The organism is Xanthobacter aminoxidans (assembly GCF_023571765.1).
GTDB classification, from domain to species: Bacteria; Pseudomonadota; Alphaproteobacteria; order Rhizobiales; family Xanthobacteraceae; genus Xanthobacter; species Xanthobacter aminoxidans.
In genome coordinates, this window is record NZ_JAMJXC010000026.1 from 25,889 (window position 1) to 46,726 (window position 20,838).

23 protein-coding genes and 1 pseudogene are annotated in these 20,838 nt (G+C 64.8%); 4 read left to right on the top strand and 20 right to left on the bottom strand.

Annotation, left to right across the window (positions count from 1 at the left end; translation table 11 throughout):
- Positions 1-64: 64 nt before the first annotated feature.
- The 4 genes from EJ105_RS25095 to EJ105_RS25110 are packed head-to-tail and all read right to left on the bottom strand — an operon-like array spanning position 65 to position 2,090.
- Positions 65-466 (bottom strand): hypothetical protein, encoded by a 402-nt coding sequence (locus tag EJ105_RS25095; RefSeq protein WP_250168482.1) that lies wholly within the window; start codon positions 464-466, stop codon positions 65-67.
- A gap of 7 nt (positions 467-473) precedes the next feature.
- On the bottom strand, positions 474-710 hold the full coding sequence (locus EJ105_RS25100) for a thioredoxin family protein (protein ID WP_250168483.1): 237 nt from the start codon (positions 708-710) through the stop codon (positions 474-476).
- A gap of 19 nt (positions 711-729) precedes the next feature.
- Entirely contained in the window at positions 730-1,794 is a 1,065-nt protein-coding gene (locus EJ105_RS25105; RefSeq protein ID WP_250168484.1) for a permease, read from the bottom strand.
- Positions 1,791-2,090: an ArsR/SmtB family transcription factor gene (locus tag EJ105_RS25110; RefSeq protein ID WP_250168485.1), complete on the bottom strand. Its 300-nt coding sequence runs from the start codon at positions 2,088-2,090 to the stop codon at positions 1,791-1,793. The genes EJ105_RS25105 and EJ105_RS25110 overlap by 4 nt, the downstream gene beginning before the upstream one ends.
- Positions 2,091-2,372: 282 nt before the next feature.
- Between EJ105_RS25110 and EJ105_RS25115 the strand changes: the two genes are divergently transcribed.
- Positions 2,373-2,936 carry a Spy/CpxP family protein refolding chaperone gene (locus EJ105_RS25115; RefSeq protein WP_250168486.1) on the top strand — a complete coding sequence of 188 codons (564 nt, stop codon included), beginning with the start codon at positions 2,373-2,375 and terminating at the stop codon, positions 2,934-2,936.
- Positions 2,937-2,983: 47 nt separating this feature from the next.
- On the opposite strand, the gene EJ105_RS25120 is transcribed toward EJ105_RS25115, so the two are convergent.
- The 8 genes from EJ105_RS25120 to EJ105_RS25155 all read right to left on the bottom strand — a co-directional run bounded on the left by EJ105_RS25120 (position 2,984) and on the right by EJ105_RS25155 (position 10,027).
- Entirely contained in the window at positions 2,984-3,748 is a 765-nt protein-coding gene (locus EJ105_RS25120) for an ABC transporter ATP-binding protein (RefSeq protein WP_250168487.1), read from the bottom strand.
- 13 nt (positions 3,749-3,761) lie between these two features.
- The gene (locus tag EJ105_RS25125; RefSeq protein ID WP_250168509.1) at positions 3,762-4,472 is read right to left on the bottom strand and encodes an ABC transporter ATP-binding protein; all 711 of its coding nucleotides are present in this window, start codon (positions 4,470-4,472) and stop codon (positions 3,762-3,764) included.
- Entirely contained in the window at positions 4,469-5,353 is an 885-nt protein-coding gene (locus EJ105_RS25130) for a branched-chain amino acid ABC transporter permease (protein ID WP_250168488.1), read from the bottom strand. The genes EJ105_RS25125 and EJ105_RS25130 overlap by 4 nt, the downstream gene beginning before the upstream one ends.
- Positions 5,354-5,362: 9 nt before the next feature.
- Complete coding sequence (locus tag EJ105_RS25135; RefSeq protein ID WP_250168489.1) at positions 5,363-6,370, bottom strand: branched-chain amino acid ABC transporter permease; 1,008 nt, start codon at positions 6,368-6,370, stop codon at positions 5,363-5,365.
- A gap of 71 nt (positions 6,371-6,441) precedes the next feature.
- Complete coding sequence (locus tag EJ105_RS25140) at positions 6,442-7,698, bottom strand: amino acid ABC transporter substrate-binding protein (protein ID WP_250168490.1); 1,257 nt, start codon at positions 7,696-7,698, stop codon at positions 6,442-6,444.
- 65 nt (positions 7,699-7,763) lie between these two features.
- Positions 7,764-8,756: an SMP-30/gluconolactonase/LRE family protein gene (locus EJ105_RS25145; protein WP_250168491.1), complete on the bottom strand. Its 993-nt coding sequence runs from the start codon at positions 8,754-8,756 to the stop codon at positions 7,764-7,766.
- Between the two features lie 72 nt (positions 8,757-8,828).
- Entirely contained in the window at positions 8,829-9,446 is a 618-nt protein-coding gene (gene gstA, locus EJ105_RS25150) for a glutathione transferase GstA (RefSeq protein WP_250168492.1), read from the bottom strand.
- Between the two features lie 92 nt (positions 9,447-9,538).
- Positions 9,539-10,027, bottom strand: a complete 489-nt coding sequence (locus EJ105_RS25155) for a cupin domain-containing protein (protein WP_250168493.1) — start codon at positions 10,025-10,027, stop codon at positions 9,539-9,541.
- Positions 10,028-10,260: 233 nt separating this feature from the next.
- Here EJ105_RS25155 and EJ105_RS25160 point away from each other — a divergent pair, with 233 nt between their 5' ends.
- Positions 10,261-11,148, top strand: a complete 888-nt coding sequence (locus tag EJ105_RS25160; RefSeq protein ID WP_250168494.1) for a LysR family transcriptional regulator — start codon at positions 10,261-10,263, stop codon at positions 11,146-11,148.
- Here EJ105_RS25160 and rutC read toward each other — a convergent pair.
- Both rutC and EJ105_RS25170 read right to left on the bottom strand, forming a co-directional pair.
- Positions 11,141-11,524, bottom strand: a complete 384-nt coding sequence (gene rutC, locus EJ105_RS25165; protein WP_250168495.1) for a pyrimidine utilization protein C — start codon at positions 11,522-11,524, stop codon at positions 11,141-11,143. The two genes, EJ105_RS25160 and rutC, sit on opposite strands and share 8 nt — an antisense overlap.
- A 61-nt stretch (positions 11,525-11,585) precedes the next feature.
- Positions 11,586-12,389: an alpha/beta fold hydrolase gene (locus tag EJ105_RS25170; protein WP_250168496.1), complete on the bottom strand. Its 804-nt coding sequence runs from the start codon at positions 12,387-12,389 to the stop codon at positions 11,586-11,588.
- Between the two features lie 305 nt (positions 12,390-12,694).
- On the opposite strand from EJ105_RS25170, the pseudogene EJ105_RS25175 reads away from it, so the two are divergent.
- Positions 12,695-13,268: pseudogene (locus tag EJ105_RS25175) on the top strand (IS3 family transposase); the annotation flags it as partial.
- A gap of 162 nt (positions 13,269-13,430) precedes the next feature.
- Here the strand turns inward: EJ105_RS25175 and EJ105_RS25180 are convergent.
- The 6 genes from EJ105_RS25180 to EJ105_RS25205 form a co-directional block, all read right to left on the bottom strand.
- Positions 13,431-14,930, bottom strand: a complete 1,500-nt coding sequence (locus EJ105_RS25180) for a tripartite tricarboxylate transporter permease (RefSeq protein ID WP_250168497.1) — start codon at positions 14,928-14,930, stop codon at positions 13,431-13,433.
- A 10-nt stretch (positions 14,931-14,940) separates the two neighbouring features.
- The gene (locus EJ105_RS25185) at positions 14,941-15,402 is read right to left on the bottom strand and encodes a tripartite tricarboxylate transporter TctB family protein (RefSeq protein WP_250168498.1); all 462 of its coding nucleotides are present in this window, start codon (positions 15,400-15,402) and stop codon (positions 14,941-14,943) included.
- Between the two features lie 271 nt (positions 15,403-15,673).
- Positions 15,674-16,651, bottom strand: a complete 978-nt coding sequence (locus EJ105_RS25190; RefSeq protein ID WP_250168499.1) for a Bug family tripartite tricarboxylate transporter substrate binding protein — start codon at positions 16,649-16,651, stop codon at positions 15,674-15,676.
- Positions 16,652-16,789: 138 nt separating this feature from the next.
- Entirely contained in the window at positions 16,790-17,992 is a 1,203-nt protein-coding gene (locus EJ105_RS25195; RefSeq protein ID WP_250168500.1) for an FAD-dependent monooxygenase, read from the bottom strand.
- A 105-nt stretch (positions 17,993-18,097) separates the two neighbouring features.
- Positions 18,098-19,078, bottom strand: a complete 981-nt coding sequence (locus EJ105_RS25200; protein WP_250168501.1) for a cupin domain-containing protein — start codon at positions 19,076-19,078, stop codon at positions 18,098-18,100.
- A 13-nt stretch (positions 19,079-19,091) separates the two neighbouring features.
- Positions 19,092-19,979, bottom strand: coding sequence for a fumarylacetoacetate hydrolase family protein (locus EJ105_RS25205; protein ID WP_250168502.1), 888 nt, complete (start codon positions 19,977-19,979; stop codon positions 19,092-19,094).
- Between the two features lie 294 nt (positions 19,980-20,273).
- Between EJ105_RS25205 and EJ105_RS25210 the strand changes: the two genes are divergently transcribed.
- Positions 20,274-20,792 (top strand): MarR family winged helix-turn-helix transcriptional regulator, encoded by a 519-nt coding sequence (locus tag EJ105_RS25210; protein ID WP_250168503.1) that lies wholly within the window; start codon positions 20,274-20,276, stop codon positions 20,790-20,792.
- Positions 20,793-20,838 lie beyond the last annotated feature (46 nt).

The following is a 20,838-nucleotide window of genomic DNA, read 5'->3' on the forward strand; positions in this document are numbered from 1 at the left end:
ATGGGCGGCAGGGCCAAAGCCGGCTTGCTTCCGCGTCGGGCTCGATATAAATTCTAAACTAGATTTATATTTGAAATGCAAGGAAATGCGCGGCGCTCCCCTCAAAACCGCCGCCGCTGCCGAGACCGTCGGCGACGGCGCGCAGAACCAGGCGGATGGGTCCCCGGAGGGCGGGCTTCCGGCAGCAGATGCCTTGCCGTCCGATGCCCTTTCGTCGTTCGCCCGCTACGACGCCAACGTCAAGGATCTTTCCGTCGAGGAGGTGGAGCGCCGCCGGCTGCGCAACCCGCGCGACCGCACCATCTATCGCGAGGTCGCGCGCCAGTTCGGGGTGGGTGAGCAGTCCCTTCGCCTCTGGGTGAAGAAGAGGGATGCTGAGCGGCTCAAGGGGGATATCCCCCCCGAGGAGCAGGGCGAGGCTGCCGTGTGTGTCGATCCGTGTCGCGCGGATCTTGGGTTTCGGCATGGGGCGCTCAAGCCGCGAGCCAGCGGGCGACATCATCCGGCTTCGGGAGGCCACCGGCATGTACCACCTTGCCGTCGATGACGATGCCGGGGGTCGAAGCGATGCCGTAGCCGGCGATCACCGCATAGTCGGTGACCTTTTCCACCGTGACATCGAGCCCGAGTTTGGCCGCCGCATCCCGCACCATCTGCGCCGTCGTCTCACAGCGGGAGCAGCCGGGGCCGAGCACTTTCACGTCTTTCATGACTTCAGCCTTTCCGGTTTCAAGAAAACAGCGCGTTGAACAGGAAACCCACTGCGAGGATGCCGGCGCCGACCACGCTCACGAACACGGCAATCAGCTTCAGGCTCAAGACTTTGCGCAGGATGATCATTTCCGGCAGCGACAAGGCGATCACCGCCATCATGAAGGCGAGCACGGTGCCCAGCGCCGCGCCCTTGGCCAGCAGAGCCTCCACCACCGGGATGATGCCCGCGGCATTGGAATACATGGGAATGCCCAGCAGGACCGCGGCCGGCACCGACCACCACGCATCCCGCCCCATGATGGAGGCGAGGAGGTCCGCCGGGACATAGCCGTGGATGAAGGCGCCCGCCGCGATGCCGGCGATGATCCACATCCAGACCTTGCCGACAATGTCGCGCACGGCCTCAAGGCCGGCCTTGATGCGATCCACCAGCGTCATGCCGTTCGGCGGCAGATCGACGGGAGCCGCGCGCACGTTGCGCACCCAGTCTTCCAGCCAGCCTTCCAGGTGCAGCCGGCCGATGACCCAGCCGGCAACGATGGCCACCCCAAGGCCGAAGGCCAGGTAGGTGAGCGCCACCTTCCAGCCCACGAGCGCGAACAGCAGGCCCAGAGCCACCTCGTTGACCATGGGCGCAGAGATGAGGAAGGAGAAGGTGACGCCGAGGGGCACCCCGGCGGAGACGAAACCGACGAACAGGGGCACCGCCGAGCAGGAGCAGAAGGGCGTGACGATGCCGAGACCGGCGGCGGCGACATTGCCGAGCCCCTCGCGCCGTCCGGCGAGCAGCGCACGCGTGCGCTCGGCGGAGAAGAAGCTGCGCACCACGCCCATGGCGAACACCACCAGCGTCAGCAGCATCAGCACCTTGGGCGTATCGTAGATGAAGAACGCGACCGCTTCGGCCAGATGGCTGCCGGGTTCCACCGGCAGACGGGCCACCAGCCATTGGGAGAACGGCGCGAGCTGGGCATAGACCACGAACCAGATCGCGATCGCCGCGACCGTTGCCGCCGCCCAGGCCAAAGGCGATGCCTCCCGCGGCGGCTTGCGCTCGGTCAATGACAGGTCAGCGCTCATGCGGCTCTCCTATCGGACGAAGCATTCAGGCTGTTGAGAACAGCATCGACGATGGCGGCCTGCTCGGCCGGTAGTTCAGGATTGCGACGGTAGCGCACCCATTGGGCGTCCCGCCGGTCGATCACCATGCCGGCCTGCTTGAGCACCGCCATATGGCGCGACATGCGGGATTGGGTGACGCCGAGGACGCGCACAAGCTCGCATACACAATGCTCGCGCCCGTCCCACAGGAGTCGGACTGCCGCGAGGCGGGTGTGTTCAGCCAGGGCCGACAGAAGGGTGAGCGCGGAGTCCATGGCTTCAATTTACGCTCATGCGCATATGCGTGCAAGCGCATAAATAATATCATTGTCGGTGGTGCGGAGGTTTCGGCCATCGAGGACGACCGTTTCGGGTCTGACGGCCCGCCGCTCTGGTTCGCGCGGGAGGACGGGGAAGCCATTCGCCGTGCATCGCGCGTGTGGTGCCACGCCTGATCGACCCGGCAGGACGGCGCAGGCGCAGCCTAAGATGTTCGGGCTCGCCCCCGGCGCAGTTCGGAGGGGCGGACATGTCCGCCCAGAGGTAGGGAGAGCGTCATGAAGATCAAATCCGTTTCCGTTGCGCGGTTCGCAGCGCTCGCGCTGGCCGCGGCATTGTCCGCTGTGCCGGCGAGCGCCCAGATGGGCGGTGGGCCCGGCTCTGGTCCGGGCATGATGGGCCAGGGTGAGGGCTATATGGGGCCCGGCCAGGGAGGGTGGGGCCCCGGATTCCACCGCTCGGCTCGGAGCATGATGGGTGGCTGCGGAGGCTGGATGACGGGTGATGCCGACGGCCAGTTGCCCGCCTTCATCGAGGGGCGTGTCGCCTTCCTGAAGGCCGAGCTCGGCGTCACCGATGCGCAGGCCAAGGTGTGGGATGCCTATGTGGCGGCGATGAAGAACAATTTCATCAGCATGCAGGGCCTGCGCCAGGCCATGCGCGCCAGCTTTGACGCGGACACGCCGATGGATCGTCTTGAGTCCCGCATTTCGGTGATGGAAGCCCGCGCCGCTGCTCTCAAGGATATGAAGCAGCCGCTAAGCAACCTCTACGCCGCGCTAAGCGATGACCAGAAGAAGAAGGCCAACGACCTGCTCACCGGCATGGGATGCATGATGTGAGCCTGACGGAACGAGACGCGCCACCGGAAGGCCTGTCAGAAATGTCCTCAGCCCCCCGACACTTCGAGCCAGCGGCCAATCTCGGCTCGTATGCGTTCGTCGGAGCGAAACGCATCAGCATCGCCTTCCATGGTCTTCTGTCCAAGCTCCAGGATGTAGACGTAGTCGGAGACCTGGATGCAGGGGCGCACGTTTTGATCCACGAGGATGACGGCAATTCCCTGACGCGCCAGTCGGGCGATGTGATCATAGACCTCGGAAGCATATTTCGGAGCGATCATCGCTGTCGGCTCGTCGAAGAGCAGGGCCTTTGGCTCGATCAGCAACGCCCGGGCGATCTCCAGGAAGCGGCGCTGGCCGCCGCTGAGTTCGCCCGCCCGCCCATGGCGGAAGGGAGCCAGCATGGGGAAGTCGCCGAGCACTCTGTCGATGGCCCGTCGTACCCGCGCGCCATCGCGACGAACGGGCCAGCACCCGAGGATCAGGTTGTCCTCCACGGACAAGTCTAGGAAGAGGCTGCTGTTCTGGGGCACGTAGCCGACGCCGACGTGCACCATGTCGTGAGAAGGTGTTCCGAGCAAAGACCGGCCATCGAACACGATATCCCCGGCGCTGGGCTTCAAGAAGCCCAGCAGCGTCTTGAGGACGGTCGATTTGCCTGCGCCATTGGGGCCAATGATGCCGGTAACCTCGCCGGAGCGGAAGGACAGGGTGAGATTTTTCAGAACATGGATGTCGCCGAAATAGGCGGCATACACATTGCGGAACGAGATCAGGGTCGAGTCGGGTCCAATTTGTGCCAAGGCGTTCAAGATAAGCTCCCGATCAATGCTGGACGCCCAAATAGGCTTCGATGACGGCCGGGTCGCACCGGACCGCTGCCGGTGAGCCGGAGCTGAGCACGCGGCCTTCGTGCAGCACCACGATGTCGCGCGCGAGCCGGTAGAGGATGCCGGGATCGTGGCAGACGAGCATGACCGCGACTGACCGCGACAGCATCTCTGCCACCTCGTCGAGGAAGACGCGGCACAGGTCGGAATGCATCCCCGCCAGCGGCTCGTCGAAGAGGACGACCCGCGGCGCGAGGATCAGAATCCTGGCGAGTTCCAGCAGCTTCTGCTGGCCGCCCGAAAGCTCGCCCGCATAATTGTTCGCGAGGGTCGCGAGCTTCACCTTTTCGAGGGCGTGGTGCGCCCGGTCGAGCCGGATGCCGGAGGGCTCCCCGCGTGCGGGAACCACGAGCAGGTTTTCCAGCACGGTGAGGCTCCGGAACGAACGCGGGACCTGAAAGGTTCGCCCGACACCCGCACGGCTGACGTGGTCGGGTCGCTGCCCGCAGATGCCACGACCGCCCAGTTCAATGGCTCCTGCATCCGGCGTGGCAAAGCCGCAGATGCAGTTCAGAAGGGTGGACTTGCCGGCACCGTTCACCCCCATGATGCCGAGGACCTCGCCGGGATGGACGGAGAGAGATACGTCGCTCAGCGCTCGGACCCGGCCGTAGCTTTTGGAGAGATTAGAGATTTGAAGGCTCATGATTTCCACTCGGCTTGGCCAATGAGGCCCGCGGGACGGATTGCGACGACCAGGACGAGGATCAGAAAGCCAGCGAGAACACCCGCGCTCTGCCCGATCCACAAGGTGGTGAGCTGCTCCGAGAAGGCGAAGATCATCCCGCCCAGCAAGGCTCCGAGGGGGCTGCCGAGCCCGCCCAGAACGATCACGACGAAGCCAGTGATGGTGTAGTCCAACCCGGAAAACGGCGTGAAGGCCGGGAAGACGAGCGCGAGAAGTACCCCCGTCACACCGGCGATCCCCGCGCTGACCGAAAAGGCGACGAGCGAGAGGCGCTCGACATCGACGCCGACGATCCGGAGCGCGTCGCGGTTCATGACGGCGGCGCGCAGCGCCTTGCCGGAGGTCGTGCGGTAGAGGAATAGGAACAGCGCCGGAACCAGCACCATGGCGACGCCCACCGCGACGACCCGCGCCTTGGGGATCACCAGCCCCAGCACCCGGTACGATAGGGGCTGGAATTGGAAGATAACCGACCGGGCATCCGCGTCGAAGAGAAAGAGCAGCCCCGACGCGACCATCAGCGAGACGCCATAGAAGAACAGGAAGGATGCCATTTCCGGATCGCGCGCCGCCTGCAGCCGGCGTCCGGCGACGGCGAACAGCGCAAACGCCAGCAGGAACAGCAGAATGAACGCGACGGGGATTGCCGCCAGAGGCGAATAGCCGAGTTGGGTCGTCACCACATAGGCCACGTAACTCCCGGCTAGGACCATCTCTCCATGGGCCAGGTTGGCGATGCGCATGGCGCCGTAGACGATGGTGAGGCTGAGGCCCAGCAGGCCGTAGAGGATGCCGAGGGCGATCGCGTTGACGATGGCGCCTGTCATCAGGGAAGTCATGGGGCGCTCCTAGAAGAACCAGCGGCGGAATCGCGGGTGGCGCTGCAGCAGCGAGCCGACGATGCCCCGTGGGAAGAACAGGACCGTCGCCGAGACGATCAGCCCGAGGATGAAGAGGTTGGCAATGGGAAAGCGGGTCCAGATGAGTTCGTCGGTGATGGTCATGAGCACAGCGCCAACCACTGGCCCCATGACGGTGCCGAGGCCGCCCAGCGCGGCATAGATGATAGCCTTGGTCGAGATCAGGATGTTGAACGCGGCCGCGGGGTCGATGGCGGAGGAATAGAGGCCTTCGAGCGCCCCGCACACCGCCGCGATGGTGCCGGAAAGCATCCACATGGCGAGCCGAAGCCCCTTCGCGTTGACGCCGATGATCTGCGCCGCATCGAGGTCGTCGCCGATCGCCTTGAGCCGGAGCCCATGGGGCGTGACCGAGATCGCCGTGGCGATCGCCACCGCCCCCATGGAGACGGCGACCATCAGATAATAGAGGCGGATCGGATCATGCCGCCCGGTGATGGTGATCCCGCTGCTGCCCCCGGCAACGTCCTCCGGCAGGAGGACGATAACGCTACGCAGCACGATGGCGAGCGACAGGCTGACCACCGAGAAGAACACGCCGCGTAGCCGCAGCGTGGGTGCAAACAGCACCGCGAGCAGCGCTCCGGCCGCCGTAGCTCCGACGAGCGCCGCCCAGGTCGGCGCGTGGTGGAACTGGCTCAGCACCGCTGCGGCGTAGGCGCCGATGCCGAAGAAGGCGGCAAAGCCGAAGGGCACATAGCCTGTCATTCCAGCCATCAGATTGAGCGCGGACGCGAGCGCGATCCACTGGAACAAGTAGAACCAGAACGAGACACCCGCCGAGACGGCCGGGATCGAGACCGCAATGAGGCTGATACCTGCAAGCGTGAGACACCAGATCCAGACACTGGCGCGATGCAGCCGGAACAGCGGCGCACGTTGCCGCACGGATGGGGCGGTTTCGGCTGAAGGGGCAGATTGCATGACCATGGACATCGAGACTTCCTGCGTGGCCGCCGTATTCAGGACGAGGAGCGGCGGATGCTTCCGCCGCAGGCGAAGCAAGGCTACATCTTCGCCTTCTGGTCCCAGGTGGGCATGGGAAAGAGCGGCGCCGAGGTCGCGACCGCAGCCGGCGCGATGACCTCCCTTCCACCTTTCGCGGTATTCTGGATGACCAAGATGTCGTAGCCGGTCTGGAAGCCCGTCTCGTCGATCCGATAGGTGCCGTTCAGCACAGTGAGGTGGCCGCTGAGATCAAGAGCCGCGGCCTTGAGGTCGGGCGCCGTCAGGCTCGGCGCACGCTCGATGATCGCGCCCAGCACCATGAGGCTCGCAAAGGCGACAGCAGAATTGATGTCTGACTGCGGCCCGTTCGGATACTTGGTGTTGTAGGCATCGAGATATTGCGCGGCGGTGGGTCCAAGATTGACCGCGTAGGCGACGCGCGGGTCGATGTTCGATTGTCCCCAGAGGCCGATGGCGTCGTTGCCGAGCGCGAGGATCGACGAGTTCTGGGAGAAGGTCGAAAAAATCGCCGGAAAATTAATGTCGTTTTCCTTCATCTGCCGCAGCATGACGATCATGTCCGTGTCGTAGGACGTGATGCACAGAAGATCGGTCTTTGCTGCGGCAGCTTTGTTGAGGATGGTTGTAAAATCCTTCGCGCCCCGGCTGTACTTCTCCGCAACGCCGACAGCGAGACCGTTCTTCTCGGCCGTGGCACGAAAGCTGCCGGCGAGCGCGTCCGAATAGGGCTCGTCGACCGCGATGGTGGAAACGACCTTGCCGCCGAAGCGCTTCAGCGCCTGGACCGGCACCTCCGGCACCCGCGAAACGGGGGTGGTGCCTCCATTGACGATATATTTGTAGCCCTGCTTGAATACCGAATCGGCGGCGACGGCCCACCCCATCATAAAGATGTCGTTGCGGTCGGTGATCGTCGCCGCGGCCGCCGTCAGAGTCGAACCGTAAGGAGCGAGCACGAGGTCGACCTTTTCGTCGAAGATCAGGCTTTCGTACACGCGTGGCGCGAGCTGCTTGTCACTGCGGTCGTCGCGGACCACAAGCTCGACCGGGTAGCGCTGCCCCTGGTGGAGCAGGCCGCCCTGCGCGTTAACCTGTTCGAGCCACAGATCGATCGCCCGGCGGCCGGACTGGGAATCATGAGCGAATGTCCCCGTCGAGGCGACCGACATGCCGATCCGGATCGACTTACGCCCGCTGGTTTGCGCATGCGTCGGAGCGACGAACGGCCCGATCGCCGCTCCGACCGCAAGGAAACCGATGCCTCTCGACATCTTAAGAAATTGGCGCCGTTTCATTATATTCCCCTGGATTTATTTAGTTTTTGCGATTGTTTTTTCTCATAGCCGTGTTGCTGCTATTGTTACCGCGCGCCAGCAATCTTGGTCTCGATGCGGTAGATGCTGGTGGCCGCCGAGATATAGAGCGTCTTGCGGTCGGGGCCGCCGAACACCAGATTGCTGCCGCCCTCCGGCAGCGCGATCATTCCGAGCGGTGCACCATCGGGCGACAATGCCCAGACGCCCCCCGGTGCGGTCGTCCAGAGATTTCCCGCGACGTCGACCCGCATCCCATCGGTAATTCCGTCGCCTGGAACGTCTGCAAAATCGTAAAACAGCGAGCCGTTGCTGATATTGCCGTCGGCATCGACGTCATACCGTCGGATAAAATTGTCGATTGAGCCGTTGGCGTAGAGCACCGTTTCGTCGGGCGAGAAGGCGAGGCCGTTCACATTGGGGATGTCGTCGATGACGCGAATGACCTCACTGTCACGGATGCGGTAAATGGCATTGATGTCGAGCTCCCGCGAGGGGTCCTCGCCGAGCCCGAGCATGCCGCCGAAGGTATCGGTGAAGTAGATGTAGCCGTTCCTGCAGACAACGACGTCGTTGGGGCCGCCAAAGCGTTTGCCATCAAAGCGATCGGCGACCACCGTCCGCCTGCCATCCTCCTCGATCCGATCGATGGATCTGCCACCCCACGTGGCGATGACGACTCGCCCTTCCAAGTCCAGCGTGATGCCGTTGGAGCCGAACATGTTGAACTGCTCGTAGCCGGGATCATCCGGCGCCTTGCCGTTCGTAAACGGCATGCCTACGCGCCAGACATCGTGCCCTTGGTACCCTGCTTTCTCGAGAAAAACATCGAGGGAGCCCGCCCCAGCCCGGTCCGGTGTCCAGCGGTAGATAACGTTGGCCGGAATGTCGCTAAACAGCAGATGTCCGTGGGTTCCATTCTGAACCCAGGTCACGCCCTCGGTGAAACCGAAGCCTGTGGTGATCTGCTGCAGGTCTGCCGTGGCCGACACGAGGTCGGCAAAGCGGGGATCGAGAGCCCTGATAGGGGAAGACGACATGACAATCTCCTCTCGCCGAGCGCGCGTCAGGCGCTCGGTCGCTAGAACCGCGTGTTTCGAACAAAAATGGAATCAGGCCGGCTTCGGGGCGAGCCGCTCGGCCTCGAGCGCCGCCTGCACCGACGGACGCGCCTCGACTCGCTCCATGAAGGCCCAGATGGCGGGCCAGTCCCGAAGATCGATGGCGAAGAACTTCATCCAGCGCAGGACGGTGTAGAGGTAGGCGTCGGCCACGCTGAAATGGCCGTTCAGCAGATAGGGCTGCGTATCGAGAACCGCCGTGATCTCGCGGAAGCGGTGGAACAGCCGTTCCTTGAAATGACTTTGCACCGCCTCGGGCAACCAGGCGTTAAAAAGCGGCGCCGAACCCGAATGCACTTCGCTGGTGATGAAATTGAGCCATTCCTGAAGCCGGACCCGCTCCCACGATCCGGCCCGCGGGGCGAGACCCGCGTCCGGCTTGAGGTCGGCGAGAAACTGCACGATGGCGGGGCCCTCTGTCAGCACTTGGCCGTCATCGAGCTGCAGCGCGGCGACGTAGCCCTTCGGGTTGATGGTGCGGAAGTCCTCGCCTGTCGCCGTCTCCTTCGTCTTGTTATTGATCATCACCAGATCAAAGCCGAGGCCCAACTCCCGCAAAACGATATGGGGTGAGAGCGAGCAGGTGTTTTCGGCGGAATAAAGCTTCATCGCTTCCTCGAGATCGTAACGGTCCGGAATTCCGCGCCGGACAAAGCCGGCGCGGTATCCAGTCGGGTATGGCTAGGCACGTGGACGGGGTGTCACGCGTAGGTCGGCTGGAGCTCGTCGTTCAGCACCTGGTAGCCGTTCTTGAGGACGAGGCTTTCGTCGAGGAAGTGCACGATCCGCGTGGGCGAGCAGTGGATGCCGAGCACGCGAAGCTGCTTGTCGCCATGGGTACGGAAGGCGTGGGGCAGGATCGGCGGGAATTCGATAACGTCGCCGGCGCGCGCGACGCCACCTTCTTCCTCCTTACCGATGAGCCAAGCAAAGGCCTCCCCCTCCAGCACCACCAGGCATTCAGTGTAAGGATGCCAGTGGGCGCCAATCTGATAGTTGGGCTCACAGGTCTGCATTCCGATGAAGACGGGCGTCTCGCCCCGATCGATCAACGGATTGTAGTAGGAGCGCGGTGCGAACACGATCTTCTGCGCCGTTGTGGGAGAAGCGATCCGCATTTTGCCTTCCGGCAGCCGCAAGCTCTTCGTGACGCCGTCACGCACCTGGTTTACTGTCATCATCAGCTCCATCTGTGGCAGACCCCGGTCATTCGCGAGAATAGATCATGACCCGCGTGCTCGCGGGTAGAACCGTGTGCTGTACACGCTGTTGCCGAATCGGCATCACCCCTTCGCGGTCAATTGCGATAGGCATGCGCCTGTGCTTTGCTTAGGCTGAGATCCTGACCACGCCGCGCGCTGACTCGCATCGACGCGGGCAGGTTTCGGGCTTATGCGGCGCCCTCGTTGCGCACTGAGGGAAGATGAACCACACGGCCCTGCGCTATTTCGTCGAGGTCGCCGATTGCCGCTCAATCCGGCAGGCGGCCAACAGGCTGCATGTCGCGGCCTCCGCGATCAGCCGGCAGATTGCCAATCTAGAGCATGAGCTGGGCGCAGAACTGATCGAGCGCGGCCCGAGCGGCATTCGCCTGACCGCGGCCGGGGAGGTCGTGGCACAGCACTGCCGGTCGACGTTCCGGGAGTTCCAGCGCATCCGCTCGCTCGTTGACGACCTGAAGGGGCTGCGCCGCGGTCAGATCGACATCTTCTGCGTCGAGGGTCTGGTGGTCGAATTCCTGCCCAGGGTTCTTGGCGCCTTTCATGGCGAGAACCCCGGCATCGACTATCGCGTCGTTACCGCGCCGACGGACCGCATCGTCGAGGCCATCGTCAAGGACGAGTGTGATTTTGGCATCACTATCAATGCCATAGCCAGGCCGGACATCAAGACCGTGGCGTCGCGGATCGATACGCTCGAGGTCGTCATCGCTCCCGGGCATCCGCTCGCCGAGCGCGCATCGATCACAGTGGAGGAAGCGGCGGCATACCCCATGGCGCTGTTGCAGCCATCCTTCGGCGCGCGCCAATTCATGGATGCGCAGTTCGCGCGGCGAGGTCTCGCGCCGCGCGAACTGATGACATCGAACTCCGTCGTCGCCTTGAAGGCCATGGTGCAGCACGGGGGCGCCTTGACCTTCATGTCGCCAATGTTCATCGGCGACGAACTCTCACGGGGTGTGCTGTGCGCGCGGCCGGTGACCCCTGAACCGCTTGGTCCGTATCGTCTCGAGGTTCAAGCTCACCGCGATCGGCGACTTCCGTTCGCCGCCCACGCGCTCCTGTCGCATCTCGAACGCGCCCTCAACTGAGGTGCGCAATGGACGCTATCTCCACCAGGAACTCCGGCCGCACGAGATCGGCGCGGATGCAGTAGCGGGCAGGTGGACTGGAGGGAAAGAACTCCGCATAGACACGGTTCATGGCGGTGTAATCGTCGAGCGACTTCAAGAAAATGCTGTTGAACGCGATGTCGTCCATTGTTCCGCCGGCGGTCTCGACGACGGATTTGATCGTAAAGAGCACATGACGAGTCTGGGTTTCCACGTCGCCGACGCCGACGGTCGTGCCGTCCGATGCCATGGCAAGCACGCCGGAGACGTAGACGACATTGCCCGCCCGCGTGCCAGGAGAATAGGGCGCCAGCGGCGGCGGGCTGCCGGGGGGAATGATGATCTGCTTCGGCATGGCGTGTTCCTGTCTTGAGGTGCGGGATCGTGGTCGCGGGCGTTCTGATCGGGCTGGACGGCTATGCTATGCTGCTCTGCTGGCGCAGAAAGTTCAGAACACGGTCGTTGAATTCGCCAGCGTTCGTAATCGAGCAGGCATGCCCCCCTTTTGATACGAACTCAAGGGAGGCATTGGGTATCGCCGCCGCCAGTTCCTCCGAGTAGTAGGGCGGCGTGAGAAAGTCGTCGCGTGCGCAGGTGACAAGTGTCGGCGCCACGATTTTCCCCAACGCATGCATCTGGTCATGCCGCAGCACCGCATCGAGACGGCTGGCGATGATCTTCGCTGGTGCCGACGACGCCACCGCTTGACGTTCGGCTTGAGCCAGCTCTGCATCGTGCTCATGCACCCACGCGCTCGGATAAAGGAAAATGGGCGAAGAACGCACATAGGAGTCTATCCCTATGTGCAGCGCAGCTTCCTTGCGCAGTCCCATGGCGCGGCGGGAGAATGCGTCGGTTCGACCTCGGGTGCCATAGAGGACTTGGCTCGCGACGATCTCAGGATGCTGTGAGGAGATTACCTGCAGCATCATTCCACCCGTCGAATGCCCGATGAAATGTGCGGACGGTATGTCTAGCGCTGACATGAGCCCGATCGTGTCCGACGCGAGAAGCTCGATCGAATACGCAACATCGCTATGTGTTGATTGACCGGTCCCGCGGTGATCAAATCGGTAGACACGAAAGTGCTTCGCGAACGCCTGGACCTGCGGCGCCCAATATGACGCCAGCCCACCCATCCCCGTGATCAGGATCAACGGCTCACCCGAGCCGTCGACTTCATAGTAAAGTTCTGCATCTCTGATCGGCGCTAAAGACACAGCGTACCTCCGAATACATATTCCAAATAATTAATGTTAAACTGTTCCGTCTCGCCGCATGTGGCTTGATTCATTTGCCAATGCTGCGAGCTAAACATGCTGCGCATATGTTAGACGTCAATCTGTCGGGCATGTAGCAGCTTGTCGGAAACGCCGCGTTGCCAAACGGGCAACACGTATTCCGCTGAGTTCAGGATGAGCATCCCTGAGGCGCCCGACATCGCCGTTAGCCTGATCGACCATCCGCGCGGGCTATCTAGGGGTCGGGGAAGCGGCCATGGGTCCGGCCGGTGCGCCGATTGTGAATGTGGTCACGCATGCGAGGGGCTGGAAGCGGCGAGCATTGCAGCTGGGCGATTCCCAGTGAGCGGCCCCGGCCGGAACTCATCGATGACATCCGGATGATCCGCGCTGAGAGTAGAGGGACCTATGGTGCGCCGCGGATCCGTGAGGTCTTGCAAGGGCAAGGCCGGCGCGTGGGCCGTGCCCACATCGAGCGGCTGATGCGCCGTGCCGGCATTCGGAGCATGGCCGCCTTGCGCGTCGCTCCAGGACGACCACAGCCGGCCTTCCTATCCGATTGCTCCCAACAGGCTCGCCCGGAACTTCACGACCACGGCTCCGAGCCAGGTCTGGCTGGCGGACCTGACCGACCTCCCCACCGGTGAGTGGTGGCTCTACCTGGCCGGCGCGCTCGACATGCACACCCGCAAGCTAGTCGGCTGGTCCATGCGCGAGATCCCTGCACACCAGCTCGCGCTTGAGGCGCTCGCCATGGCGATTGACCGCCAGAGGCCAGCGCCCGGTCTAATCCACCAATCAGATCGCGCCATCCAAGGCGGATTCAATCGGTCGTCGCAACACCTGAGCCAAGGAGGTTGCGATGGGCATTCGAAGGCGGCGGTCCGATCGGTCTGGAAGACGCCCGTTGCCAGGCCCATCGCCAGGCGCTTTCCACCGGGGGTTCGATTTCCACCAGCAGACGGCACGATCTGGAAAACCCTGTTCCGGGTTTCTCGGACTATCCGGCATCCAGAAACGCTACTCCTTGAACGCCTCCTCGCGGCCCTTCTGCACCGAGGGCAGCAGCACCACCACCAGTGCGGCCAGGGCGAGCAGCAGCAGCACGGCCGAGATGGGGCGGGTGACGAACACGGTGGGGTCGCCGCGCGAGATCAGCATGGCCCGGCGCAGATACTCTTCCAGCATGGGGCCGATGACGAAGCCGAGCAGCAGCGGGGCGGGCTCGCAATCGAGCTTCACCAGCGCGTAGCCGAGCAGGCCGAACAGGGCCATGGTGTACACGTCGAACGTGTTGTTGTTCACGCTGTACACGCCGATGCAGCAGAAGGCGATGATGGCCGGGAACATCACGTGGTAGGGCACGGTGAGCAGGCGCACCCACATGCCGATGAGCGGCAGGTTGAGCAGCACCAGCATGAAGTTGCCCACCCACATGGAGGCGATGACGCCCCAGAATAGGTCGGGCTTCTCCGTCACCACGTTGGGACCGGGCGTGATGCCCTGGATGATGAGGGCGCCGATCATCAGCGCCATCACCGGGTTGGAGGGGATGCCCAGCGTCAGCATGGGAATGAAGGAGGTCTGCGCGCCGGCGTTGTTGGCGCTCTCCGGCCCCGCCACGCCCTCGATGGCACCCCGCCCGAACTCGCGCGGGTATTTCGAGATCTTCTTCTCGATGGAATAGGAGGCGAAGGAGGACAGCATGGCGCCGCCGCCCGGCAGGATGCCGAGGAAGGAGCCGATCACCGTGCCACGCAGGACCGGCGCGATGATGCGCTTGAACTCCTCCTTCGTGAGCATCAGGCTCTTCACCTTGGCCGCCACCAGCGAGCGCTGGTGTTCATCCTCCAGGTTGCGGATGATCTCGCTGATGCCGAACATGCCCATGGCCAGCGCAACGAAGTCGAAGCCGTCGGAGAGTTCCTGCATGTCGAAGGTGAAGCGCGGCGTGCCGGTGTAGATGTCCTGGCCGGAGAGGCCGAGGATCAGCCCCAGCACGATCATGGCGATGGCCTTGACCACCGAGCCCGAGGCCAGCGTCACCGAGGCGATGAGGCCGAGCACCATCAGCGAGAAATATTCCGGCGGCCCGAACTGCAGCGCGAGGTTGGCGAGCGGTGGCGCGAACAGGGCGAGCAGCAGGGTCGCCACCGAGCCGGCGAAGAAGGAGCCCAGCGCCGCGGTGGCGAGCGCCGCGCCCGCCCGGCCCTTGCGGGCCATCTGGTGGCCGTCGATGGCGGTGACCACGGACGAGGATTCGCCCGGCAGGTTGATGAGGATGGCGGTGGTGGAGCCGCCATACTGCGCACCGTAATAGATGCCGGCGAGCATGATGAGGGCGGAGACCGGCGGCAGGCCGAAGGTGAGCGGCAGCAGCATGGCGATGGTCGCCACCGGGCCGAGGCCGGGCAAAACGCCGATCAGCGTGCCGAGCAGCGCCCCGACGAAGCAGTAGAAGACGTTCTGCAGCGACAGCGCGACGGAGAAGCCGAGGGCGAGGTTGTCGAGAAGGTCCACGGGCGCCTCCTCAGTATCCGCCGAGCCACGGGCCGAGCAGCGGCAGCGGCAGGCCGAGGCCCTTGATGAAGACGGCCCAGGCGAACACCACCATCACGGCGGTGTTCAGCAGCGCCGTCCGGAAGGTGAACAGGCGCGAGGCCAGCGCCGAGACGAACACCGAGATGCCGAGGGCAGGCAGGAAGCCGAGGGGCCGCACGCCGAAGCCGAAGAACACCACCGCGCCGGTGATGATGAGCACCGCCCGCCAGGCGATGCCGCTCGGCATCTCGCCGGGGAAGCGCAGGCCGTTGATGAGAATGATGAGCCCGAGCAGGCCGAGCAGACCCGAGAGCACCAGCGGGAAATAACCCGGCCCCATGCGCACCGCCGTGCCCATGGGCAGGTCCTGGGTCTGCCAGCCGAACAAGAGCCCGAGGGCGATGAAGAGGAGGCCCGAGAGGACGTCTCTTGAGTTGATGATCGTTTTCATGTGTCCGGATCGCAGAGAGGGGGTGGGGAGCCGGCGCGATCACGCGCCTGCGCGTACGGGAAGCCAACCCCGTGCGATCAGCACCGTCCAGCGCCGTCCGGGAGGTTCTTCGGGCGAGGCGGGCGAGCGCTCGCGCGAAGCGCCTTCGCGAGGACAAGTATCCGGAGCGTTTCTCAGTCGTTTCCGGCGGAGAAAGCTCTGGAGGGCTCTTCGGCAAGAGAGGGCGCGCTCCCCCGGCGGGGTTGCCGCGCCCTCGCAATGGGCTGGTCGTCTAGCGGATGACCAGGTTTTGAGCCTTGATGATCTGGCCGAACTGGCCGTATTCCTGCTCCATCATCTTATGGAGGGACGGCAGGTCCATTGTCGCCACCTCGAAGCCCGCTTCGCGGAGCGCCTTCACGTTCGCCGGGTCGGCGAGGGACCTTTCAAGCAGCGACCGCAGGGTGGCAAGCACGGGAGCCGGGGTGTCCCGCGGCGCCATCAGGGCGAACCAGGAGCGCATGTCAGCCCCCTTCACTCCGAGATCCGCGACGGTCGGAACGTCGGGAAGGGCGGGCAGGCGGGCCGGGCCCGTCACTGCCAGCGCCCGCGCGCGGTCCCCCTTGATCAGGGGCATGGCCGCGTTCGGCGTTTCGACGATAAAGTCCACCTCGCCGCCCAGGAAGCCGATGAGCGAGGGGGCGGTGCCCTTGTAGGGTACATGGGCCGCCTTCACGCCGCTGGCTTCCAGCAGGCGCTCGAGGCCAAGATGCTGGACGGTGCCGAGGCCGGGGGTCCCGTAGTTCAGCTGTCCGGGATGAGCCCGTGCGTATGCGACGAGCGCGTCATAGCTGTCGAACCGGGAATTCGCAGGCACCAGCAGGATGAAGGGGGCCTCGGTGATGAGCCCGATGGGCGCGAAGGACCTGAACCCGTCGTAGGTGATCTTCGCGTAGAGATGCGGCGCCACCACCATGGCGCTCGATGTTGCGAGCAGCAGCGTGTAGCCGTCCGGTTGGGTGTGGGCGACCTTGGCGGCGCCGATTGTGGAGCCCGCGCCGGCCACGTTCTCCACCACGAATGGCTCGCCCGAAAGGCTTTGCATGGCACGCGCGATGATGCGGCCTGCTGCGTCGGTCGGTCCGCCCGCGGCGAACGGGACGATCACCGTCACCGCGCGGGATGGAAAATTCTGCGCTGCCGCGGGTGGGTGCGGGAGCGCGGCGAGCAGCGATAAGGCGCAGGCCACTGAGGCAATGAAGCGGAACATCCTGGTCCTCCCTGGAGCCGGATCGAGCCGGCCTTGATCTTTGGGAGCGCGCGCGTCGTCCGGCCCGCTTGCCGGCGGATCGCCGCCCGCCCCGTTGTGGTCCGGCCTTGGGGCCCGGCCCCTCTTCCCATCCGCTCGCTACACCGCCACGGTGTCGACGTCGTAGGTGAAGATCCATTCATAGCGGTTGAGGATCGCCGCGCGGCTCCACTCCTTGTTCACATAGGCCTCGGCGCCGTCCTGCGTGGCGAGGGCGGCGTTGTGGAAGCGTTCCGTATTGGCCGAGGCGCCGCGCACCTTGCGGGCGGTGATCTCGATGCGTGCCGCCTCGTAGCCCGCCAGTGCCGCTGGAATGTCGCCTGCGTGCCTCTCGAAGCTCCGCCCCAGCACCACCGCATCCTCGATGGCCATGACTGCGCCCTGGGCGAGGAAGGGCAGGGTGGGATGGCAGGCGTCGCCGAGCAGCGTCACTCGCCCGCGCGTCCACGCCGCCATGGGCGGGCGGCCCATGAGCGCCCATTTGAACAGGGAGGGCGCGGTGGCGATCATGGTCTGGATGTCCGGGTGCCAGCCGGCGAAGTCCGTCGCGCATTCCTCCCGTGTGCCCTGCGTGCTCCAGGATTCCACCTGCCAGTCGTCGCGGCCCACCGTGGCGACGAAATTCATCAGCGCGCCGCCGCGCAGGGGATAGCAGACGACGTGCGCGCCAGGCCCCACCCAGTTGGTCGCGACCGGGCGCTTCATGTGGTCCGGCAGGCGCTCCATGGGAATGACGCCGCGCCACGCCATCATGCCGGAGAATTGTGCCGCGCTGTCGCCCCACAGGCTCCGGCGGATGCGCGAATGCACGCCATCGGCGCCGATCAGCGCGTCGCCCTCGATGCGCGTGCCGTCTTCCAGCAGGAGTGCCACCTTCTCCCCTGTCTCGACATGGCCGGCGACCCGGCTGCCGAGGTGCAGGGCGTCCGGCTTCAGCTTCTGCACCTCGTCCATCAGCACCTGCAGCAGGTCTGGCCGGAACACGGTGAGATAGGGGAAGCCGTAGCGGGCTTCCGCCTCTTTGCCGAGATCGAACAGCTTCCAGGTCTGGCCGCTGTTCCAGAGCCGGATTTCCTTGCCGTCGGCATCGCAGGACAGGGCCCGGAGCGGCTCGAAGGCGCCGAGAGTCTGGAGCGCGCGGTTGCCGTTAGGGCTGATCTGCACGCCGGCCCCCACCTCGCGCAGGGCTCCGGCCTGCTCGTACACGTCCACGTCGAAGCCGCGCCGGAGCAGCGACAGCGCCGCCGCCATGCCTCCGATGCCGCCACCGGCGAGCAGGATACGACCCGATTGCGATCCCATGACACTCTCGTTTGGTTGCGGACGCCGTCACCCGCTCCCGTACCGCAACGCGCGGGGGGGGGGGCGGGTGGCCGGCGGTTCCGGCAGTTGATGCGAAGGGGGCCCTCAGGCAGGCCGCGCGGCGTCGGAGATGAGGAAGCCGAGCTTGCTGAGCGTCGGCTCGTCATTGACCTCCAGGACGAGGATGTCCGTGGCCGCCGTTACCTTTGAGGCGTGCCAGGAGGGGGCGCAGAAGACGTCGCCCCGGGTGAGCGCGAAGTCATGTCCGCCCACCTGTGCGGAGCCCTCGCCTTCAATCACTGCAAAGATGCGGCTCGCCGTGGTGCGCGGCGTCGCGCTCTCGGCCCCGGCGGGGATCTCGGTATAGGTCACGGCGAGCGTGGGGATATGCCGTTCGATATCGATGCGGTGGCGCCGGCTGCCGTCCGGGCTCCGCGGCGTGGAGGCAAGACGCGCGCGCATCGCCGCCAGCGGGAACACGAACGGCGATGCCTCCGGATCGGGCTCCTTGACCACCGTCTGGTGCCCGCCGGGCAGGTTCTCGCAGAACATCGGCTCCAGCCGATGCACCAGCGGCACATCGAGGAAATCGATCCAGTAGGCGTTGGCGCCGCCCGTGTTGAAATGGCTGTGCCAGTGCCAGTTGGGGGTGAGAAGGAAGTCGCCGGCGCGCATGGGCAGCTTGAGGCCGTTCACCACCGTATGGACGCCCTCCTGCGCATCGAGGATGAGGCGCATGGCGTTGGCAGTGTGGCGATGGGCGCGGGCATACTCGCCCGGCTTGATCATCTGGTAAGCGCACACGATGGTGCGTACCGTGTCGTAGTCGTTGTCGTCGACCGGGTTGAACATGAGCAGGTTGCGGCGCTCTGCATCCTCGGTGCTCATCCATTCGCCAGCGCGGTCCATGGCCTCGGCGGCCTCGGCGTAGCGCCAGTTGCGCGGGCGGAACGCAGTGCGCGGCTCGGGCCACAGGGAGGAGCGCTTCTTGTGCCAGCCCGCCGTCAGACAGTTCTCGTTGAAGATCCTGTAGAGATCGTCGAGGCTGTCGGCGGCGCGGATCTCGGAGATTGTCGTGCTTTTCATCTTTTGCCTCGCCTCAGACAGGCATCTTCTGGAAATCGTAGGGTTTGGCGAAGACGACGTTGTGCCCGCGCCGGCCTTGTACCACCGGCATGCTCATGCGCCCGACGCCGCCGACCTCGATCGTCACCACGTCTCCATCGACGATGGGTCCCACCCCCGCAGGCGTGCCGGTGGCGAAGATGTCGCCGGGATGGAGCGTGGTGGCGGAGGAGGTGATGGCGATCATGTTCGGGATGTCGACGATGAGGTCGCGCGTGTTGGCCGACTGCCGCAACTCGTCGTTCACCCAAAGCCGCATGTCGAGATTGCCGGGGTCGGCGATCTCGTCTGCCGTCACGATCCAGGGGCCGACCGGCGTGAAGGTCTCGTAGGATTTGCGCATCACCCGCTCTTCCTTGCCGCGCACGGTGATGTCGAGCAGGCAGCAATAGCCGAACACGTGGTCGAGCGCCTTCTCGGGCGGAATCTCGCGTCCGGTCTTGCCGATGATAAGGCCGATCTCGCATTCGTGGTGGATCTGGCGGCCGGGCAGGTCCGGTAGCTCGATGGCGTCGTGCGGGCCGCAGAGCGAGGAATTGGCCTTCAGGAAGAAGCCCTGGATGTTGGCGAGGCCGGTCGAGGCCATCTCTCGTGCATGGTCGTGATAGTTGACCGGGAATGCGACGAGCTTGTTCGGCCACGGCACCGGCGTTTCGAGCCGCGCGCTGGCGAGGGGTACGCCCGCCTCCCCCGCAAGCAGGGCGGCGATGCGCGGTCGCAGCGCATCGAAGTCGCGGATCAGCCGGTTCATCGCGACAGGCGGCCAATCCGCCTCGGAGGCGCCGCACAGGGCGCTGAGATCGACGATTTTCACCCCGTCGGTCACGCCCACACGCCAACCGTCGAAACGCACCAGCTTCATCTAGGATCTCCTTCCGCACCGCGGGTCATTCATGCTGCGGCGCAGCGGTAGATCGCGGATTTCTTCTCGTCGGATATTTGCGCAAGGACCGCAGACAACCGGAAACGACCTGTCCGCAGCTGCGTTCGTCATGGGTCACGATAGCGGCGCAATGCCGTCGAACAAGACGCATAGAGGGATGGAACCGATCTCGGATCGAGAACGATCGAGGCTCCGGCACCCGCATTGTCGCGGCGCCCGGCATCGGCTAGCATTCGGTATCAGGCTTCCTTATTCAGAAGGGCCGACCCGGCCATGGCGACAGCGAAATCGAAGGCCGTGGCGCCGCGCAGATCGGCAAAGCCCGCGAAGGCAGCGCCCCGCCCAGGAGGCGCGCCTGCGTCCACGCGCACGCTCTACCTCCTGTCGCGCGCGCACTATGCGGTGCGCGGGCGCATCGATCAGGTGCTGTCGCCGGCGGGGCTGACCGGGGTGCAATACACCATCCTCAGCCTGCTGAAGGGCCGCGCACAGCTCTCGTCGGCCGACATTGCACGGCACTATCATGTGAAGCCCCAGTCCATGAACGAGGTGATCTTCGCCCTTGAGCGGCGGGACCTGATCTGCCGCACGCCCGATCCCCGCAACCGCCGCACGCTGCGCATCACGCTGACCGATTCCGGCGATGCCACGCTGCATGCTTGCGACGCCATGGTGCAGGCGCTGGAGGCGGACCTCTTCGCCGACATCGAGGCCGACGAGCTGGAGCGTTTCCGCGTGACCCTGAAGCGCATGCTGAATGCCCTTTCGCCGGATACGGACGAGGCGGGCTGACCCGTGAAGCGCCCGGCGCAACTGCCAGCCCCTTCGGACATCCGGC

Excerpts from the sequence above, each read along its gene's own strand:
- EJ105_RS25095 (WP_250168482.1), bottom strand. The coding sequence starts at position 466 with ATGCCGAAACCCAAGATCCGCGCGACACGGATCGACACACACGGCAGC.
- EJ105_RS25100 (WP_250168483.1), bottom strand. The coding sequence starts at position 710 with ATGAAAGACGTGAAAGTGCTCGGCCCCGGCTGCTCCCGCTGTGAGACG.
- EJ105_RS25105 (WP_250168484.1), bottom strand. The coding sequence starts at position 1,794 with ATGAGCGCTGACCTGTCATTGACCGAGCGCAAGCCGCCGCGGGAGGCA.
- EJ105_RS25110 (WP_250168485.1), bottom strand. The coding sequence starts at position 2,090 with ATGGACTCCGCGCTCACCCTTCTGTCGGCCCTGGCTGAACACACCCGC.
- EJ105_RS25115 (WP_250168486.1), top strand. The coding sequence starts at position 2,373 with ATGAAGATCAAATCCGTTTCCGTTGCGCGGTTCGCAGCGCTCGCGCTG.
- EJ105_RS25125 (WP_250168509.1), bottom strand. The coding sequence starts at position 4,472 with ATGAGCCTTCAAATCTCTAATCTCTCCAAAAGCTACGGCCGGGTCCGA.
- EJ105_RS25130 (WP_250168488.1), bottom strand. The coding sequence starts at position 5,353 with ATGACTTCCCTGATGACAGGCGCCATCGTCAACGCGATCGCCCTCGGC.
- EJ105_RS25135 (WP_250168489.1), bottom strand. The coding sequence starts at position 6,370 with ATGTCCATGGTCATGCAATCTGCCCCTTCAGCCGAAACCGCCCCATCC.
- EJ105_RS25140 (WP_250168490.1), bottom strand. The coding sequence starts at position 7,698 with ATGAAACGGCGCCAATTTCTTAAGATGTCGAGAGGCATCGGTTTCCTT.
- EJ105_RS25145 (WP_250168491.1), bottom strand. The coding sequence starts at position 8,756 with ATGTCGTCTTCCCCTATCAGGGCTCTCGATCCCCGCTTTGCCGACCTC.
- gstA (WP_250168492.1), bottom strand. The coding sequence starts at position 9,446 with ATGAAGCTTTATTCCGCCGAAAACACCTGCTCGCTCTCACCCCATATC.
- EJ105_RS25155 (WP_250168493.1), bottom strand. The coding sequence starts at position 10,027 with ATGGAGCTGATGATGACAGTAAACCAGGTGCGTGACGGCGTCACGAAG.
- EJ105_RS25160 (WP_250168494.1), top strand. The coding sequence starts at position 10,261 with ATGAACCACACGGCCCTGCGCTATTTCGTCGAGGTCGCCGATTGCCGC.
- rutC (WP_250168495.1), bottom strand. The coding sequence starts at position 11,524 with ATGCCGAAGCAGATCATCATTCCCCCCGGCAGCCCGCCGCCGCTGGCG.
- EJ105_RS25185 (WP_250168498.1), bottom strand. The coding sequence starts at position 15,402 with ATGAAAACGATCATCAACTCAAGAGACGTCCTCTCGGGCCTCCTCTTC.
- EJ105_RS25190 (WP_250168499.1), bottom strand. The coding sequence starts at position 16,651 with ATGTTCCGCTTCATTGCCTCAGTGGCCTGCGCCTTATCGCTGCTCGCC.
- EJ105_RS25195 (WP_250168500.1), bottom strand. The coding sequence starts at position 17,992 with ATGGGATCGCAATCGGGTCGTATCCTGCTCGCCGGTGGCGGCATCGGA.
- EJ105_RS25200 (WP_250168501.1), bottom strand. The coding sequence starts at position 19,078 with ATGAAAAGCACGACAATCTCCGAGATCCGCGCCGCCGACAGCCTCGAC.
- EJ105_RS25205 (WP_250168502.1), bottom strand. The coding sequence starts at position 19,979 with ATGAAGCTGGTGCGTTTCGACGGTTGGCGTGTGGGCGTGACCGACGGG.
- EJ105_RS25210 (WP_250168503.1), top strand. The coding sequence starts at position 20,274 with ATGGCGACAGCGAAATCGAAGGCCGTGGCGCCGCGCAGATCGGCAAAG.